This window comes from Sporosarcina sp. FSL W7-1283 (assembly GCF_038003105.1).
GTDB lineage: Bacteria > Bacillota > Bacilli > Bacillales_A > Planococcaceae > Sporosarcina > Sporosarcina newyorkensis.
The window spans coordinates 460443-476941 of record NZ_JBBOOL010000001.1; the positions used below are offsets into that span (position 1 = coordinate 460443).

At 43.3% G+C, this 16499-nt stretch carries 15 protein-coding genes and 1 riboswitch; of the genes, 9 read left to right on the forward strand and 6 right to left on the reverse strand.

The window, feature by feature from the left end:
• The first annotated feature begins 4 nt into the window (after positions 1–4).
• Positions 5–910: a chemotaxis protein gene (locus tag MKY93_RS02185; protein ID WP_078817468.1), complete on the forward strand. Its 906-nt coding sequence runs from the start codon at positions 5–7 to the stop codon at positions 908–910.
• A 41-nt stretch (positions 911–951) separates the two neighbouring features.
• Here MKY93_RS02185 and MKY93_RS02190 read toward each other — a convergent pair whose 3' ends face one another.
• The 4 genes from MKY93_RS02190 to MKY93_RS02205 all read right to left on the reverse strand — a co-directional run bounded on the left by MKY93_RS02190 (position 952) and on the right by MKY93_RS02205 (position 3134).
• A complete protein-coding gene (locus MKY93_RS02190) occupies positions 952–1347 on the reverse strand; it encodes a VOC family protein (protein ID WP_078817467.1) in 396 nt (131 codons plus the stop codon).
• A gap of 183 nt (positions 1348–1530) precedes the next feature.
• Positions 1531–2286: an arylamine N-acetyltransferase family protein gene (locus MKY93_RS02195; RefSeq protein ID WP_221837899.1), complete on the reverse strand. Its 756-nt coding sequence runs from the start codon at positions 2284–2286 to the stop codon at positions 1531–1533.
• Between the two features lie 103 nt (positions 2287–2389).
• The gene (locus MKY93_RS02200; RefSeq protein ID WP_221837896.1) at positions 2390–2827 is read right to left on the reverse strand and encodes a DUF4181 domain-containing protein; all 438 of its coding nucleotides are present in this window, start codon (positions 2825–2827) and stop codon (positions 2390–2392) included.
• 130 nt (positions 2828–2957) lie between these two features.
• On the reverse strand, positions 2958–3134 hold the full coding sequence (locus MKY93_RS02205; protein WP_176132523.1) for a hypothetical protein: 177 nt from the start codon (positions 3132–3134) through the stop codon (positions 2958–2960).
• Between the two features lie 455 nt (positions 3135–3589).
• Here MKY93_RS02205 and MKY93_RS02210 point away from each other — a divergent pair, with 455 nt between their 5' ends.
• From MKY93_RS02210 to MKY93_RS02230, 5 genes are all read left to right on the forward strand, one after another.
• Positions 3590–4732, forward strand: coding sequence for a glycerate kinase (locus MKY93_RS02210; RefSeq protein WP_340758110.1), 1143 nt, complete (start codon positions 3590–3592; stop codon positions 4730–4732).
• A gap of 103 nt (positions 4733–4835) precedes the next feature.
• Positions 4836–6263, forward strand: a complete 1428-nt coding sequence (locus MKY93_RS02215) for an alanine/glycine:cation symporter family protein (RefSeq protein WP_340758111.1) — start codon at positions 4836–4838, stop codon at positions 6261–6263.
• 118 nt (positions 6264–6381) lie between these two features.
• Positions 6382–6560: riboswitch (cobalamin riboswitch) on the forward strand.
• 144 nt (positions 6561–6704) lie between these two features.
• Positions 6705–8927 carry a ribonucleoside-diphosphate reductase subunit alpha gene (locus MKY93_RS02220; protein WP_340758112.1) on the forward strand — a complete coding sequence of 741 codons (2223 nt, stop codon included), beginning with the start codon at positions 6705–6707 and terminating at the stop codon, positions 8925–8927.
• Positions 8915–9352, forward strand: a complete 438-nt coding sequence (locus tag MKY93_RS02225; protein WP_139365972.1) for a flavodoxin — start codon at positions 8915–8917, stop codon at positions 9350–9352. The genes MKY93_RS02220 and MKY93_RS02225 overlap by 13 nt, the downstream gene beginning before the upstream one ends.
• On the forward strand, positions 9331–10368 hold the full coding sequence (locus MKY93_RS02230; RefSeq protein WP_078817460.1) for a ribonucleotide-diphosphate reductase subunit beta: 1038 nt from the start codon (positions 9331–9333) through the stop codon (positions 10366–10368). Before MKY93_RS02225 ends, MKY93_RS02230 begins: the two co-directional genes overlap by 22 nt.
• Here MKY93_RS02230 and MKY93_RS02235 read toward each other — a convergent pair.
• Both MKY93_RS02235 and MKY93_RS02240 read right to left on the reverse strand, forming a co-directional pair.
• Positions 10323–10736, reverse strand: coding sequence for a hypothetical protein (locus MKY93_RS02235; RefSeq protein ID WP_340758113.1), 414 nt, complete (start codon positions 10734–10736; stop codon positions 10323–10325). The genes MKY93_RS02230 and MKY93_RS02235 overlap by 46 nt on opposite strands.
• Positions 10676–12196 carry a succinate CoA transferase gene (locus MKY93_RS02240; protein ID WP_078817459.1) on the reverse strand — a complete coding sequence of 507 codons (1521 nt, stop codon included), beginning with the start codon at positions 12194–12196 and terminating at the stop codon, positions 10676–10678. The genes MKY93_RS02235 and MKY93_RS02240 overlap by 61 nt, the downstream gene beginning before the upstream one ends.
• A 396-nt stretch (positions 12197–12592) precedes the next feature.
• Between MKY93_RS02240 and MKY93_RS02245 the strand changes: the two genes are divergently transcribed.
• From MKY93_RS02245 to MKY93_RS02255, 3 genes are read left to right on the forward strand one after another with little or no spacing between them, the layout of a single operon-like run.
• Positions 12593–13693, forward strand: coding sequence for an endospore germination permease (locus MKY93_RS02245; RefSeq protein WP_078817458.1), 1101 nt, complete (start codon positions 12593–12595; stop codon positions 13691–13693).
• Between the two features lie 20 nt (positions 13694–13713).
• Positions 13714–15168 (forward strand): spore germination protein, encoded by a 1455-nt coding sequence (locus MKY93_RS02250; RefSeq protein ID WP_078817457.1) that lies wholly within the window; start codon positions 13714–13716, stop codon positions 15166–15168.
• Complete coding sequence (locus MKY93_RS02255) at positions 15155–16306, forward strand: Ger(x)C family spore germination protein (protein ID WP_078817456.1); 1152 nt, start codon at positions 15155–15157, stop codon at positions 16304–16306. Before MKY93_RS02250 ends, MKY93_RS02255 begins: the two co-directional genes overlap by 14 nt.
• Positions 16307–16499: the final 193 nt, after the last annotated feature.

Sequence of the window (16499 nt, forward strand, 5' to 3'; positions counted from 1 at the left end):
GAAGTTGGCGAACGATTCAGGGATTTTATTGGAAAGTGGTACAAATGAGCTGGAGATTGTCGGGTTTGAAATGGGAGGCAACCGTTACGGTATCAACGTTATCAAAGTGAAAGAGATTATTATGCCGTTGCCGATCACCCCGATTCCGCACGCGCATTTTGCGGTGGAGGGAATTGTCCAGTTACGCGGCGAAGTGTTGCCAGTCGTCAACATGGAAAAGATTTTAGGGATGGCTCCTTCAAGCAATCCTTCAGATGAAAAATATATCGTCGCTTCGTTTAATAAACAGACCGTAGTTTTCCAAGTACACAATGTGACACAGATTCATCGGATTTCATGGGATCAGATCGAGAAACCTTCAGGCATCTATGCAGCCGAGAATTCCCAAGTCATCGGTGTCATCAAGTTAGACGGCGAAATGCTGTTATTGCTGGATTTCGAAAAGATTATTCTCGATATTAATCCGGACGCGGGCATAAATGTGGACCAGGTGAAGAAATTAGGCAAACGAGAGCGATCTGACAAGCGTCTTTTGATTGCAGAAGATTCACCTCTGTTGCGTAAATTATTGAATGATACGTTGCAAGAAGCAGGCTATGGCAACTTGGACTTTTATGAGAACGGTAAAGATGCTTTCGATTATTTGGAAAGCATTGTGGAACAAGGGATCGACGTGAAAAAAGAAGTCCAGCTCGTCATCACGGATATCGAGATGCCGCAAATGGACGGCCATCACTTTACGAGACGAATTCGCGAGAATCCGAAGCTTGCTGGATTGCCGGTCATCATCTTCTCTTCGCTAATCACGGACGATCTTAAGCATAAAGGATTGAGCGTCGGGGCGGACGATCAAGTGAGCAAGCCGGAAATTGCCGAGCTTGTATTGAAAATCGATAAGTATATATTGTAAGAAAAGGAGACTCCAGTTGATTCTGGAGCCTCCTTTATTTATTACGGAAGATTTAATTGCCAGGAAATACCGTACCGATCATTTAGCCAGCCAAACTTCTTGCTGAAACCATAGTCATCCAGCGGCATAAGAGCTTGTCCATCCTGGATCAGTTTCCCGTAAAGATCGTCCAGCTCCTTTTCCGAAGTGCAAGTGAGGTAGATTGAAAACGAAGGAGTGAAGGAGAATTCATGTTTTAAATTACTGTCGATGCACATAAATTCCTGCCCCTTCAAAGAAAAGGTCGCATGCATCACCGTTCCTTCATCCCCGGCTTCATTCGCTCCGTAGCGGGTGATGCTTGTAATTGCCGAGTCCTCAATAAGTGATGTGTAATAATTCATTGCTTCTTCTGCATTGCCATCTTGGAACATTAAAAATGGTGTAACTTTCTCCATATAAATCAATCCTTCCTCTGTTTTCTTAAGTTTCTAACATGCTACTGCCGGCTTCTTTTCGATTGTCCAATACATAATAAGCTGCATTTCTTTGTAGTGGACTGATGCTGAAACATGTTCTTTCATTGGTAGGGGAATGCGACCAACCATTTTGGGGACATGTCAGCCTAATGAAAGAGTATATCATGATTCCTTAAGATGAATACCGAAGTATCGTTCCAGAACAGCAGCCCTTTCGCTGTTGTGAACGGTTGTCTCTTGTTTTTCCCCATTGTGAGTGACGACTAAAGTATCCCCTGAAAGTGTAATCCGGCCATCCGAAGTGGCAATCGTGATGAGTTCTTTGTTCGTAAAATGGGAATCGGGGGAGGTTTGATTAAAATGGCATGCCTCTTCAAAGTCCATTAACTTTTTAGGAGTTATGTCAAAGCGAAGCAACGTATTCCATTCAGCATCGTTACCTTTTCTTTGCAGGTCAAAAATACTCTCTTCTATCTTTTCTGCACGGTATACCCCGCTGACGTCTTCTTGCGGTTCGCCTGTTAAGGGGAGTGGCATTCTAGTAGAGTCGCCAAATCCTACATCGACTAAATAAGGCTGATCTAGTTGGACAATCTGGGCGGCATGACTTTCTTCTTTTGCCCAAGTGCCTTTGGGGGTTCTCACGGTTCCAGCTATCAAATGATTGTTGAAGCCAAGCCCTTGCAGTAACCAGTTGAATAGCCCATTTAATTCATAACAAAAACCGCCGCGCTGATTCAGTACAATTTTGTTGTAATACGTTTCTACGTCTAAGGGAATCGGAACATTGTGCATCACATCTAAATTTTCAAAGGGAATATGCAGCATATGTTGCATCTGAAGTTGGGAAAGCGTTTCAATACTTATCCCTTTTATGTCCTTTAGACCGATTCGTTGCAAATATTGACTAATTTCCATATCGAGATGCTCCTTTACGTAAATTATTTAATTTACTGTCTGTTATGGTAAAACCTTTTAAGAAAATTGGCTTCAATAGTACTGTATGTGTATATTTTTAAGTCTACCCAAACAAGCCGAAAAAATCAGTCAAATACATTGAAAGTAAGAGCATTGCAAGAAGAACTAATTGAGAAGTTGTTAAAATGTAAGCATTTTTATTTTCTGCATACTTCCATTCCATAATAGCTGTAACGATTTCAGTTATGAAAATTAATGCAAACAGTAAAATGTAAGGTTCTAAAAACAAGATTGGATCCGATGGCAGTCTTGATACATTGACGATGCTTCCGACTATGATAGCAACAATAAAGACAATTCGAATGGTCCAATCAATCTTTTTATGCAATGCATTCATATGGTTATCTGAAAATAACTTCTTCCTTTTAACTTTAAGGATTTTTCTCATAATGGCATTAAACGAAAAAAACAGCAGCCAAACAACGAATAAAAAAAGGAAGAACGTTGGCCAAAAAGATGATCCCACCCCGAAATAAATCATATTTATCTCATCACACCTTAGTTATTTATTTAAAAAGGTATCTATACGCAAGATAATTGTATATTGCAATCTGGAACTGATAGGGATTGTGCTTATCCGTTTATCAAGTCCGGCAGGTGAATAAAACTTCTCAATTATTACCGCTTCCTTTGTTGATCTTGCTGGAAAACACAGTCATCAAAACAATAAAAACAGGCAATAGACTCCACAAAAAGAATCCCCATTGATGTGTAATTAAGGATAATGCTAAAAAGAAAGCAAGAACTATAATTGAAATATACACGGAACGTTTTTGGTAGTTATTCATCCTGCACACTCCTTTTTCAAGTTATCTAAATACCTTGTATTCCTACACGTGTTATTCCACACAAGGAATTATTATGTTGGCCTCATCAAGCTATTTATCTCTGTTTTCTTTCCGTGCTTCCGTTCCCATCAGTATTTTTAATACGTCCTTTTATGTTTGACAGGATGACTCCAATCAAAGCGAACAAGTTTAAACAAAAGGATAGTAAATAATATGTACTTGTTGACCCTTCTAGAAGATAGGACCCATATCGCAAAGTATTGATCACTAAGATAACCAATAGTAGAACAAACATTTTACTATTCATTGTTCATTCTCCTTTCTGAAAGTTCACCTAGCTTACCTCTCGTACTTGCCGTTGATTATATCGTACTCTCAGAAAAATTGAAAATATCAGTTTCGAAATGTCTGTTCTTTGTAAATCTGCTACACTACCAATAAAAGGGGGTGAGACGATGAAAGTAATCATTGCGCCTGATGCATTCAAAGGAAGTTTGACAGCCGAGGAAGCTGCAGAAGCGATGCAGACAGGTGTCAAAAAGGTATTTCCACAAGCGGAGACAGTGTGTTTGCCTGTCGCAGATGGCGGGGAAGGCACATTGTCGGCTCTTATATCTGCAACGGGAGGCGTGTATAAAACATTTACTGTACGCAACCCCCTCGGGCATTTAGTAGAAGCGCAACTTGGAGTACTCGGTGATGGGGAGACGGCAGTGGTGGAACTTGCGCAAGCTTCTGGGCTGATGTTACTTGGGCCTGGTGAATTGAATCCGATGGAGGCTTCGACATTTGGCACGGGAGAATTGATTCGCCATGCGCTTGATGAAGGGCATCGCAAGTTGATCATCGGTTTAGGAGGAAGTGCGACGAATGATGGAGGAACCGGTTTGTTGGAAGCGCTAGGTGTCAGGTTTTTTGATGCGCAGGGGAAGTTGCTGCAGATGAACGGCTCTTCGCTTTCCCTCATCGATAAAGTAGATGCGTCGCAGATGGATAAGCGTTTGGTAACGACGGATATTCGGATTGCATCGGATGTGGAAAACCCTTTCGTCGGTGAAAATGGTGCTTCGTACATTTTTGGACCGCAAAAAGGAGCAGATACAAAAGCGGTGAAGTTGCTGGATGAAGGATTGCTTCATTTTGCGAATAAAACAGCCAAACTTACTGGTATGCGTCTCCATAAACTGAAGGGTGCAGGAGCTGCGGGAGGTAGTGCAGGCGCTTTGCTGGCTTATTGCGGGGCGCGATTGGAAAGCGGGATTGAAGTAGTGTTGGAGGCCATTGAATTCGCAAAGCATATACAATCTGCTGATTTCATTTTGACGGGCGAGGGCAAGACGGATCGCCAGACGCTGGATGGCAAGGCATTGCTGGGAGTTGCGAAGTCAGCGAAAGTTTGCGGAGTTCCTGTCTTCGTCATTTCAGGGGCGATTGAAAAAGGTACGTGCGGGGAATTGAGTGAGTGGTTCTCTGAACTGCGTGCTTTAGACGACGGCAGCAAGACGCTGGTTGAGTTGATGGCGAATGCATCCGGGCTGCTCTGCAGGGAGACTGCCCATTTGATGTCAGAAATAAAAAACAGCGATTTATTCTTGTGATATAGTATACTGATAAAATCCGGTTTCGTCAGTGCGAGATTATTTGCTTTGCGATGCGTATTCGGATAGTTAGCAGGGTATAGATAAACAAGGAGGTGGTCAGATGTTTCAAAATGCTTTGGACTGGCTGGTAGGACCGGCGAATAACTTTATTTGGACGTATATCTTAATAGGACTTTTACTCGCAGCTGGGGTATATTTTACGATTCGCACGAAATTTGTACAAGTGCGTTTGTTCCGTGAAATGTTTCGTTTGATCGTGGAAAAGAAGGAAGGGAATGACGGAGTTTCACCTTTCCAGGCGTTCACCATCAGTGCGGCTTCGCGTGTCGGGACTGGTAACGTGGCAGGGGTCGCCCTTGCAATTGGAATTGGTGGACCCGGCGCGGTGTTTTGGATGTGGATTATTGCGATCATTGGAATGGCGACCGCATTCATCGAGAGTACGCTCGCGCAAGTGTATAAAGTAAAAGATGGTGAGACGTTCCGCGGTGGACCAGCGTATTATATGCAGAAAGCGCTCGGAAAGCGGAATCTAGGAATCGCTTTTGCTATTTTGTTGACACTATGTTTCGGTTTCATTTTCAACGCAGTACAATCCAATACGATCAGCCAATCCTTCATGAATGTTTTCGGTATTCCAGATTGGGGTGTCGGTCTCGGATTGGTAGTACTTACAGCCATCATCATCTTCGGCGGTGTCCAGCGCATTGTCAAAGTGACGCAGACGATTGTTCCCGTGATGGCAGTATTCTACATTCTGGTTGCGTTGTTTATCGTTGTCATGAATATTACGCAGGTTCCTGCCATGTTCATGTTGATTGTTGAACATGCATTTGGCATCAAGGAAATTGCGGGCGGTGGAATTGGGATGGCGATCATGCAAGGGGTTCGCCGAGGACTATTCTCCAATGAAGCCGGTATGGGTAGTGTGCCGAATGCTGCTGCGACAGCCAATGTTTCGCACCCGGCAAAACAAGGGCTCGTACAGAGTCTTGGTGTATTTTTCGATACGATTATAATTTGTTCGGCTACGGCATTCATCATCTTGCTTGGCGGACTATATCAGTCTGGTGAAACGGATGGAATTTTGCTGACGCAGGCATCGATGGCAGTGCATGTCGGGGCATGGGCTCCGTATTTCATTGCGGTCGCGATCATGTTCTTCGCATTCAGTTCTGTCATCGGTAATTATTATTACGGTGAGACGAATATCGAGTTCATTAATGCAAATAAAGGATGGAAATTACTATATCAGATCTTAGTTCTCGTTATGGTATTCTTCGGCGCGGTAGCAAAAGTACAAATCGTATGGGATATGGCCGATCTCTTCATGGGTGTAATGGCAATTCTGAATCTGATCGTCATCCTACTTCTCGGAAAAGTGGCTTTTCAAGTCCTCGACGACTTCACTGCTCAAAGACGCCAAGGGAAAAATCCAGTATTCAAAGCCGAAAGCATTCCTGGCCTAAAAGGCGCGGAATGTTGGGAGGAAACCCCTACGGATCCAGAAGATCGATTGCGTGGGTGAGTTCCGCTGAAACAATAAAGTCGTAGTTCAGAAGTCCAATTCTGAACTGCGAACTTTTTTAGTTCTTTACAGTTTACACACAACATGTTAGGGTATAACTTGTACATAAGACACTATATATAGTATTTTGATGAATCGGTACCTATAACGGTTTAAAAGGGAATCCGCTAAAAACGGAGCTGCCCCCGCAACTGATGGTATTGACGACTGTCCGTAATTATCCACTGCCTTAGGCGGGAAGGATGGACAGAAGAGAGACATGCCAGCCAGGAGACCTGCCATTCATCATGCGATACATTCTTCGGGGTTGGAGAGTGGAAGCGAAACGCAGAGGTTCTTGTTTGCCTGTCGTTTTCCGCTTACTACCATCCGTCACATGATGACTCCCGATTGATCGGGAGTCTTTTTTTGTTTTTTATTATTTTTGAGGGAGCGGATATTATGGCTATTATTCATGAAACAATCGGTCTTGATTTATTGATGGAAAATCTACAGGAAGAGTTCGGGGAACAGGAAGTTGAGCCATTAGTCGAAGCGAGCCGGCGTTATCAAGAGCTGCATCCGGAAAGTTCAGCAACGGATTGGACGAATGCGATGGTCTTGGAATCACTGAGCAGAATCGATGAAGCGAATACCTACTGGACGTTCGTAGCCGCGCGGATTTATCTATATGATGTGTATGCCAAGCAAAAAGCGCTGCGTGGCGCAGATGTTTATACCGACTTTGCGAAAAATGTAGAACGCTTGGTGGAGCAAGGACTCTATACGCCGATGTTGACGGAGAAGTACAGCCGTGAAGAACTCGACGAAATCGGCCGTTTACTGGAGCCGACCCGCGACCTTTTATTTACTTATATCGGATTAAAAACATTGGTGGATCGCTATGTCACAGTGAACTTCTCCAAGCAAACGGTAGAGCTGCCGCAAGAACGCTGGCTCGTCATCGCGATGACATTGATGCAGGATGAAACGGAAGAGCGCATCCATAAAATTGGGGAAGCATACTGGGCGATGAGCAATCTTTACATGACGGTTGCAACTCCGACTCTGTCGAATGCAGGGAAGATGCACGGTCAGTTATCGAGCTGTTTCATCGACACAGTGGATGACTCCTTGCAGGGCATTTACAACAGCAATACGGATATTGCGAACTTATCGAAATTCGGCGGCGGGATTGGCGTCTATATGGGGAAAGTCCGTTCACGCGGTGCATCTATCCGAGGATTTGAAGGTGCTTCAAGCGGTGTGCTGCCATGGATCAAGCAGTTGAATAACACGGCAGTCAGCGTCGATCAGCTCGGTCAAAGACAGGGTGCGGTAGCGGTGTACTTGGATGTGTGGCATAAAGATATCTTTACATTCCTCGATTTGAAGCTGAATAACGGTGACGATCGTTTGCGTGCACATGATATTTTCACAGGCGTTTGCTTGCCGGATCTGTTCATGGAGAAAGTGGAATCGCGCGAAAACTGGCATTTATTCGACCCGCATGAAGTACGGACGAAGATGGGCTATTCATTGGAAGACTTTTATGATGAGACAAAAGGAGCCGGCTCGTTCCGTGAGAAGTATGAGGAATGTGTCAATAATCCGGAGTTATCACGCGAAACGGTATCTGCGATTGAAATCATGAAACGTGTATTGCGCAGCCAACTGGAAACAGGCACACCATTCATGTTTTACCGCGATGAAGTGAACCGGATGAACCCGAATAAACATGAGGGAATTATTTATTCTAGTAATTTGTGTACAGAAATTTTGCAAAATATGTCGGCTACCACATTCGAATCGGTTTCATTGGAAGACGATATGGTCGTTACACGCAAAAAGCCGGGCGATTTCGTTGTTTGTAATCTATCTTCCATTAACTTAGGAAAAGCGGTGATGGCGGACGTGCTCGATCGCCTGATTACGATCCAAGTGCGAATGCTCGATAATGTCATCGATCAAAATAAAATTCCGGTGGTACAGGCACAACGTACGAATGCGCGTTACCGTGGTATCGGACTTGGTACATTTGGCTGGCATCATTTATTGGCATTGAAAAATATGCAGTGGGAATCCGACGAGGCTGTGGAGTATGCAGATGAACTTTACGAAAAAATTGCATATCTGACGATCAAAGCGTCGATGGAACTGTCGAAGGAAAAAGGCGCATATCCATTGTTTGAAGGCTCCGATTGGCAGACAGGGGGGTACTTCGAGCAACGCGAATACGACTCGAACAAATGGCGGGAGCTACGTATGGACGTAGCAATCAACGGAATGCGCAATGGCTATTTGATGGCTGTCGCGCCGAATAGTTCTACATCTGTTATAGCGGGCTCTACTGCTTCGATCGACCCGGTTTTCAAGCCGTTCTATCACGAAGAGAAAAAAGACTATAAATTGCCGGTCATCGCACCCGATTTGGACCATAACACGTATGATATCTACCGCCGTTCCGCGTATATCGTCGATCAGCGCTGGTCAATTAAACAAAACGCCGCACGCCAGCAACATATCGATCAGTCGATTTCATTCAATATTTACGTACCGAATTCCATTCGGGCATCTGTCCTGCTTGATTTGCACATGCAAGCATGGAAATCCGGTATGAAAACAACGTATTATATGCGCTCAACAGCTTCTGAAATCGAGGAGTGCGAGTGGTGTCATTCCTGATTGCGTACACTTCCTGGAGCGGCAATACGGAGGAAGTGGCGGAGTTGATAGCGGATAAGATAAGCCGTGAAGGAATCGAAGTCGACACCCATCGGATAGGCATCGGGGTCCTTCCGGATGTAAATAAATATGAAGCATTCTGCATTGGTTCCTTTACATGGGAAAAAGGTTCAACGCCGGATGAAGTGAAGGACTTTGTGGCGGCTATCGGCTTCAAGCCAGTGCCTGTCTACGTCTTCGGCACAGGGGATACGCAATTTGGTGGAGATGAGTTGTTTTGCAAAGCGGCAGAAAAGTTAGCGCGCTTCTATCATTCACCATTTGAACCGTTAAAGATCGAACAAAGCCCGCGTGGCACGCAAGAAAAATTGGTAACGAATTGGACGAAAGGAGTGCTCGACCATTGGCGACACTTACAAGAGTAAAAGTATTGAATCCAGCAAATCCGAACAAAGCGACGGCTATTTTTGGTGGGGAAGCAAGCGGCATTTTGAACTGGAATGACTTGGCGCATCCACATTTCTATACATTGCGTCAGCGTATCCGTTCTCTTTTTTGGACGGCGAATGAAGTGGATATGACACAAGACGTAAAGCAATTCCCGCGCCTTTCGATAGAAGAGCAATCTGCCTTCTTGAAAATTATCGGCCTGCTCGCAACATTGGATGGCCCACAAACAGTTGTGGCGATGAAGATCGCGGACTTTGCGACGGATCCTTCCGTCAAGTCGATTATGGCGACAATTGCGGACCAGGAAAGTGAACATAACCATAGTTATGCATACGTCCTTTCTTCCGTCACCAATCTAGACAAGCAAATGGCTTCATTTGAAATGGGGCGTACGGATGAAGTGTTGATGAAACGTAATGAACGGATTGTGGAAGTCTATAATGAGTTAGCTGAGAATCCGACAATCGAAACAGTTTTGAAGGCAATGGTTTATACAACATTGCTTGAAGGTTTATTCTTCTACAGTGGGTTTGCATTTTTCTATAATTTAGCACGTCACCAGAAAATGGTCGGGACATCTACTATGATTTCGTATATCAATAGAGATGAACTGCAACACGGGAAAGCAATCAGCGATATTTTCCGCGCAGCGCTTGCGGAAAATCCTGAATACAATACGGATGAATTCACAGATTGGATCTATGATCAATTCCGTCATTCCGTCGAGCAAGAAGTTATTTGGAGCCGCTATGTACTAGGCGAAATCGAAGGTCTCGACATGGAGGAAATGGAAGGCTACATCAAATATCGTGCCAATAAAATGCTGCGCATGCTTGGATTGAGTGAAATCTATCCCGAGTTCACGGACAATCCGATGAAATGGATTCGCGCATATGTCGATAACTTCGATGATACGAAGACAGATTTCTTCGAACAAACAAGCCGTCAGTATGTGAAGACGAGTGATTTGAATGGCTTTGATGATTTGTAAGAAGTGAAAAGGGAAGGGAAGCGCCAATCGCGCTTCCCTTTTTCCGTACATGATTGCCGGCAAGCAAGCAAAAGTTTTGCCGTACCGAGCCAACCCCGCGCCGTACCGAGCCAACCCCGCGCCGTACCGAGCCAACCCCGCGCCGTACCGAGCCAATCCCGCGCTGTACCGAACCAACCCCGCGCTGTACCGAGCCAACCCCGCGCCGTACCGCACCAAACCCACACCACACCGAACCAATCCAACCCCCAGACAATCAAAAAAAACGAGCGGATTAAAAATCCGCTCGCTGTGCTAAAAAAGAAATTTATTTCTGAACAGGTGCTTCTTTGTGCATCGTTTTGTTCTTCGCAAGATTTACGTGCCAAGACAATGCTTCTTCCAAGATGTGTGGTGTTTGTCCGCCAACTTGGTCTTTTGCTCGGTTGAAGTAATCACGCAACTCATCCTTGAAGTCAGGGTGCGCACAGTGCTCGATCAATGCTTCCGCTTTTTGTCTTGGAGCCAGGCCGCGAAGATCCGCGTAGCCTTGTTCCGTAACAATTACGTCTACATCGTGCTCTGTGTGGTCTACGTGAGAACAGAAAGGTACGATGGATGAAACATCGCCGCCTTTTGCATATGACTTCGTTACGAAGATTGCGATTCGTGCGTTACGCGCGAAATCTCCGGAACCGCCGATACCGTTCATCATGCGTGTACCGCTGACGTGTGTAGAGTTAACGTTTCCGTAGATGTCCAGCTCAAGCGCCGTGTTGAAGGAAATGATGCCCAAACGACGGATAACTTCCGGGTGGTTGGATACTTCCTGCGGACGGAATACAAGCTTGTCACGGTATTTACCGATATCTTCTTGCAAGCTGTCCAAACGCTTCTTAGAAAGCGTTAATGAAGTCGCAGAAGCAAACTTTACAACGCCGTCGTCGATCAAGTCGAAAATCGCATCTTGAAGGACTTCAGAATATACTTCGATGTCTTTAAACTCAGAAGTTCTCATGCCGTCAAGAACTGCATTTGCTACTGAGCCGACACCAGATTGAAGAGGCATCAACGTTTCGTCCATGCGTCCTTTTTTAATCTCATCACGGAAGAAGTCGAGCAAGTTATTTGCGATTTCCTGTGTCTCTTCGTCTGGAGGAACGATAGGGGAAGGAATATCGCCTTTCTCTGTAATAACAATCCCGCGTACTTTTTCAGGATCAACTTTGATACCAGGCGTACCGATTTTGTCAGTTACACTGTATACAGGAATTTCTTTTCTTTCGCCTTGTTTTGCAGGTATGAAAATGTCATGCAAACCTTCATATTCAGCCGGTACATTGACGTTTAGTTCGATGATGACATGTTTTGCGTTCTCAACAAAAATTGGTGAGTTGCCTACCGATCCAGTTGGGATGATTTGTCCATCTTCCGTAATAGCAGCCGCTTCGATGATTGCGTAGTCGATTGGGCCGATTACGCCTTGGCGTACCCACTCAGCTGTATGGGAAAGGTGCTGGTCGATGTAGAAAGACTCACCGGAGTTGATTTTTCCGCGCATTGCTGGGTTGCCTTGATAAGGAATACGTAAGTTGATCATGTCTTCTTCTGCCATCAACTCATCGACGTTTGGCCCGAGAGAAGCTCCAGTGAAAACGTTTACTTTCAACTTTTCTTTTTTACCTCTTTCCGCTAATGCCAATGGAACCGCTTTCGCATCTCCAGACAAAGTGAATCCACTTAAACCTAGAGACATCCCATCCTCAATCCAAGATGCTGCTTCTTCTGCTGTTACGATTTTGTCTTTTAGTGCTTCACAACGAAGAACTTTGTTTAATTCGTTTGCCACGGTATCATCCACCTAACCTTTCATTTTAACTATAATTCTATCAGTAATCTAAATAAAATCAACATAATATTAAGAGAACTATAGTGAATGATCTTCCAAAAATAACAGGTTGAACAGAAATAGAGTCCAAGCGTGGAATACGTGTGTGTAGCTTTAAAAGAGGTTTTGCACCCTTCATTACTCAATTTCGAAGTCTGTGTTGAAAGAGATTTACCTTTTTTCATCTCCACTTACTTTCCGCATTACAATGGAGGATACATAGTAACGGATCAATATCACTTTTTTACCGCAACCGCCGATGGTATTTCCGCGAATAATTCAGGACATACTTGCTTATAATCCCTCTTATTCATGTCAATGATAAACGGTATTAACATATGACAGAGGGTTTTTACTATGAAACATACGGGTTCAATCAGTATGCTGCACATAATATTTCTAGCGATGACAGTTATCGGTTTGAAAAATCACGTCACAATTATTCCGGCGATTTTAAATGTCGCCAGTAGGGATGGATGGATATCTGTACTGTCAGCAACATTGGTTTTATTACCATGGATCGTACTGCTCTTATATATTCATAAAAAAACAAATATGGAGCCGATGAAAGTTTGGCTAAGACAGAAAGTCGGCAAAGTCGGTTCATCTGTTTTCGGGTTTTTGCTCGCCATTAGTCTTTTGGTGCATGCCTCATTCACGACAAGTGAAATGCTGCAATGGATCAAGTACACATTTTTGAATGATACGCCATCCTTCGCTCTACTGATTTTTTTTACGATTCTTAGCGTCTTGCTGATCACAACGTCCATTCAGACGATTGTCATGATAAATGTATTTGTTTTGGTGGGTGTTGTTGCTTTTGGTTTTTTTGCTGCTTTTACGAATTTGCAAGTAAAAGATTATGTATTGCTGCAGCCATTTTTTGAACACGGATTTGATCCTGTACTGAAAGCGATGGTGTACCCTGCTTCCGGACTGATCGAACTTATGTTACTCCTCTTTCTCCAACATAAAATAAAAGATCGGATTCACTTTAGACATTATCTGATCATGTTCTTTATTTTGACGGGACTGACGCTGGGACCATTAGTCGGTGCGATTACGGAGTTCGGGCCCAGTGAGGCAAATGAACAACGTTTTCCGGCTTATGAAGAATGGGGACTCGTGCAAATCGGGCGCTATATCGAACACCTTGACTTTTTCTCGATTTATCAATGGATTACAGGTGCGTTTATACGAGTTGGATTCATGTTATACATCATCGTCGACTTATTTAATCTGAATGGGAATAAGAAAATGATCTGGATATATATTGCACCGGCATTCTTCTTTATCAGCTTAGCGTTATTGCAGATGAGTGGAAGTACATTCGATGAGATCAAAGGAAAATACATGTTGCCGATTACCTTTATTGTGTATTTTGCTTTTTCGCTGTTTCTCGCGTCGGTTGCCTTTTTTTCAGGTAGATCATCAAAGAGATTGAAGCATGAGATGTAAGCTGGAAAGGGTGAAAAAGTATGCAACCTGCCGATACGAACGATTATTCGGAAACATTGAAACAATTATTTCATAAATCTGCCGATGTCCAGTTTCAGGTCTATACGTTTAATCAGCGTAATGTGCTGTTTATTACCTGTGAAGCAATGATCGATCAACACTTATTAAATGACGTAATTGTTGAACGCATTCAGCTTTTCTTCAATGCACTTGAAGAGTTGTCCTTTGAAGAGGCAGTGTCAAGTCATTTACACATTCCGGCATTAAAAAAAGTAGAAGACACGGATGAGATGATAACTGACGTATACGCCGGAAATGTTCTTCTTTATTTTGAAGACTATAATGTCATTTACTCGAGTTCTATTTCCAAAAAGCCAAACCGTAATACGGAAGAAACGAGCACAGAAGTAGTTGTGAAAGGACCGAGGGACGGATTTATTGAAAATATTTCCACCAACATTGCCTTAATTCGGAAACGGCTGCCTACAAATTCACTGTGCGTTGAAAAGTTCGAAGTAGGAAGAAGGACAAAAACAGCGGTTGCTGTCCTTTATTTTGACGATATTGCAGATAAAGAAATTCTTAAAGGCATAAAGGAAAAAATAAATAAGATTGATATTGATATCCTCTTTAGCGGGAATATCCTAATGGAGCACTTGGATAAAAAGTCTTATTTATTCCCGAAGCATGACTATACCGGAAGACCGGATTTTGCCATTCAACACCTGGCAAGAGGAAGATTCGTTATCCTCATCGACGGTGTCGCCTATGGGGTGATTATTCCGGTGAATGTATTTCTACTCTTTAAAACGGGTGAGGATAATGAGAATTCAGTTGTTTATACCTCACTTGGGCGATTACTAAGGTTGGTCGGTCTTTTTATAGGTGCGTTCCTTCCCGCGTTCTGGCTGGCCTTGACGACGTTCCATCAAAACCAGCTGCCCTCACAATTGTTAGCAACAGTAGTGCAATCGCGTACGGGGCTTCCATTGCCATCAGGCCTTGAAATGATCCTCATGCTTTTTATATTCGATTTATTTCGTGAGTTCGGTTCACGGGCTCCTGCTGCAATCGGCGGAACAATATCAGTTGTCGGTGGCTTAATAATCGGTGACGCGGCCATCCGGGCGGGGGTTACAAGTCCGGCAATGATTGTCGTCATAGCAAGCTCAATCATTGCATCCTACACCTTAGTGAACCAAACACTGGTTACGACCGTGAGTATATTAAGATATTTTTGCATCCTATTAACATCTTTTTTTGGGCTGGTCGGGCTTTTACTCTCGTTTCACTTTATTGTTCTTCATGTAGCCAATATGAGAGTGTTTGGCGTTCCGTATTTGTCTATTGCGGGAGATTTAAGTTGGTCTAAGATTATCAAAACATTATTTCGACCCCCGGGTAAATACTACACAGAGCGCCCGCAAGATTTAAATCCCAAAGATAAAACGAGGATGAAACATGAGAAGAAATAAGTGGATTGTTCTTAGTTTACTACTAGTTGCTTTGCTTTCTGGTTGTTGGAATCGAAATGAACCAGAACGGATGCTTTATGTGTATGGTCTCGGTATTGATTATAAAGATGGTGAGTATAATGTATACGTCCAAATTATTGATTTTAAAAGAGTGGCAAAATTAGAACAACCGAATACGGATCCTAACCAATCAGAAACAGGCTTTGCCACTGGTAAAACAATAGCCGAAGCAATCTTCAATGTATACAATTCAGCGGATCAAAGGATTTATTGGGGTCAGCTCACTTACGTCGTCCTCTCTGAAGAAGCGTTGAAAAATGGCGCCATGCAAAGTGCTATTGACACTTTTCTTCGTTATAGAGAGACAAGATATCAAGTTTTGCTGTACGGCACGGCTGATTCCGTAAAAGATGTATTGTTAACAGTTCCTATTGTAAATACGGCCATTACATTGTCAAGATTAGGGGATCCTAAGAATACGTATGACCAATCGTCGTCTGTCGAACCAGTTGATATACGCAGAATGATTATCGGATTAAATGAACCGGGTCACGAAATGGTTATTCCATATATGGAGGTTTCCGAAAACTGGGAAACGGTAACAGGCAAGGATCAAATAGCACAGCTTGCAGGGGGTGGGTTAATTACCCCGAAAGAATTTAAAGGATTCCTGGATATAGAAAAAATATCTGGATTGAGGTGGATGAATGAGAAGACGCAAAGAGGAGAAGTCACGTTTTCGTTAAACTCGGGAGAAGATTTCATGACAGCTGTGTTACAGAAGATAAAAGTGAAAGTAACGCCTGTTGTCGAAGGCGATTCCGTGAAATTCGACATTGACGTTCGCATGATAGGAGAAGTAAGCGCCATTCCTATAAAAATAAAGAAGGATGAAATCAGAAAAAAAGCAGAACAAGAAATAAAAAAGCAAATCGAAGAAACCTACAAGGAAGCATTAAAATTAGATGTCGATATTTATCGATTGTCCGAATATTTATATCGGAAGGATGTCAAGGCGTGGAAACGACTTCAAGATAAAGGGAAAGTTGAGTTATCAGACGATTCAATACGCACACTGAATGTTAAAATAACCGAACTTAATTCGGATAGAAAAACATTTACTGAAAAAATTAGGTAGCGCAAAGATATGCTCCCAACACTTCGCTTATGCTCGAAAAAGCCGTCCAACGTTACGGCTTTTTCTGCGGGTAGTGCTGAACATGGAGAGATTATAGTTATATGAGTCTCAGAATGATTCGGCAGCTGATAGAGTCAGAGCTTTCCCTAATCGAAAATTGTGAAGTTTAACTTTCCCATGGGGAAATAGGGGA

Bases quoted from the DNA above. Each gene is read 5' to 3' on its own strand.
- MKY93_RS02215 (WP_340758111.1), top strand. From the start codon at position 4,836: ATGTTTCAAAATGCTTTGGACTGGCTGGTAGGACCGGCGAATAACTTT.
- MKY93_RS02245 (WP_078817458.1), top strand. From the start codon at position 12,593: ATGAAACATACGGGTTCAATCAGTATGCTGCACATAATATTTCTAGCG.
- MKY93_RS02205 (WP_176132523.1), bottom strand. From the start codon at position 3,134: ATGAATAACTACCAAAAACGTTCCGTGTATATTTCAATTATAGTTCTT.
- MKY93_RS02210 (WP_340758110.1), top strand. From the start codon at position 3,590: ATGAAAGTAATCATTGCGCCTGATGCATTCAAAGGAAGTTTGACAGCC.
- MKY93_RS02250 (WP_078817457.1), top strand. From the start codon at position 13,714: ATGCAACCTGCCGATACGAACGATTATTCGGAAACATTGAAACAATTA.
- MKY93_RS02220 (WP_340758112.1), top strand. From the start codon at position 6,705: ATGGCTATTATTCATGAAACAATCGGTCTTGATTTATTGATGGAAAAT.
- MKY93_RS02255 (WP_078817456.1), top strand. From the start codon at position 15,155: ATGAGAAGAAATAAGTGGATTGTTCTTAGTTTACTACTAGTTGCTTTG.
- MKY93_RS02200 (WP_221837896.1), bottom strand. From the start codon at position 2,827: ATGATTTATTTCGGGGTGGGATCATCTTTTTGGCCAACGTTCTTCCTT.
- MKY93_RS02195 (WP_221837899.1), bottom strand. From the start codon at position 2,286: ATGGAAATTAGTCAATATTTGCAACGAATCGGTCTAAAGGACATAAAA.
- MKY93_RS02190 (WP_078817467.1), bottom strand. From the start codon at position 1,347: ATGGAGAAAGTTACACCATTTTTAATGTTCCAAGATGGCAATGCAGAA.